This window comes from Pseudolactococcus hodotermopsidis (assembly GCF_011170085.1).
In the GTDB taxonomy this organism is placed as follows: domain Bacteria; phylum Bacillota; class Bacilli; order Lactobacillales; family Streptococcaceae; genus Pseudolactococcus; species Pseudolactococcus hodotermopsidis.
The window spans coordinates 1-1,621 of sequence record NZ_BLLI01000123.1; the positions used below are offsets into that span (position 1 = coordinate 1).

Annotated in this window: 1 protein-coding gene; it reads right to left on the bottom strand. The window is 37.4% G+C overall.

The window, feature by feature from the left end:
• Positions 1-1,162, bottom strand: a 1,162-nt coding sequence (locus tag Hs30E_RS10885; protein WP_172209954.1) for a GBS Bsp-like repeat-containing protein, incomplete at its 3' end; no start/stop codon positions are given.
• Between the last annotated feature and the right edge of the window lie 459 nt (positions 1,163-1,621).

Sequence of the window (1,621 nt, forward strand, 5' to 3'; positions counted from 1 at the left end):
TAGCTTCATACCAAACTAAATCATCTTGACCATTTTTATCAGACCAAATCGGCACTTTTAATGAACTGATATCCCCTGTCGCTTTTATACGGACATCAAATTTTCCTGTACTAGGCGTTCCTTCAATAGCTGTACTTGTGATTTTAACCGCTTGAGTACCAACTTGTAACTTCTCATTGATTGAAGCACTTGTCAAGATATTTCCTGAGGAACCAAAAGCGAAGGCTTGAACATGATAAGAACCACTTTGGTTACTATGATTAGAAACATTGAAACTAGCTACATATTCGCCACTTGCTACTTTTTTAGCTTCATACCAAACTAAATCATCTTGACCATTTTTATCAGACCAAATCGGCACTTTTAATGAACTGATATCCCCTGTCGCTTTTATACGGACATCAAATTTTCCTGTACTAGGCGTTCCTTCAATCACCGCACTCGTTATCTTCGTTGGTGTTGCATTACCATAATAATACACCACCAAATCACGAAATTGGTCAATATTATAACCAAATCTTGCCCAATAAGCATCGGGATCGACATGGTCAGTACCACCCCATTTGTAAGAAATCATCTTATGTGTCGCTAGATTGCCATCAAGCGGTGCGCTCGGATTATGACTAACAATACTCGGCGCTGACATGAGCTTGGGTGCACCCATATTGTACTTCTTCATCTGATCAGCAGTCCATTTAGCGAGCGTTGCAATCTGCTTGTAAAATGCCGCATTGGTTGTCACGCGCATTTGCTCAATCTGAATACCGTATTGATTACCATAAGGACCCGAACCCCAAGCTTTTTTCTTGGTATCGGCAATCGTAATCAGCTGATTAGCATCAACAAAAGCATGCACAAAAGCCGAGTCTTGCGTCCGAACCATGTAGTCAATAGAACCTGTGATTGAGCCGCCATCAACGCCAACCTCATGAATGATGACCATTTTCGGTTTCCCACCAACATAGTCCATATTGATGCCACCATTTTTGCTGGAATCTTGATTATAAATTTTGCCAAGTGACAAAGTCTCACTCGCAGGCGTAACTTTATTTTTGATAATATAATCATTGACTGCACTAGAGGCTTGTGTCACCTCAACGGCAACTCCCCCTTGAATCAATATGAATACACTCACAAATAAGATTTTATTTCTTACTCTCATTCATTCTCCATTTCTTTTTTAAATTTTATATTTACTATTATTATAACACTATTTTTTCCTTTTGGGAAAGATAAGTTGAAAGAAAATATTTTTGGACTTTTGAAAAAGTTAAATTGCCTTTCCCATTTTACGTATTGATTAAAAAATTGGCAATTGATTAAAACAAAAGTCTTAAAAAGAGACTGGGACAAAATACCACAGTCACTGAACTAAAAAAGCAAACTAATCCATCAATTTTGATTGTCCAGTTTGCTTTTTCTGGCTCTATAATAGACTTCTCCCAAAAATAAAAAAATTTGTTATACTATAGTTATGAACTATGAATCTCTCACCAAACTCAGCGATAGTCATTTTAAACGTCTAGTTGGCGTTAAACGTCCAACCTTTGAATCTATGAGCAGTCTTCTTAAGACCGCTTATCATGAAAAACATAACCGTCGAGGTCGTCACAGTAAATTA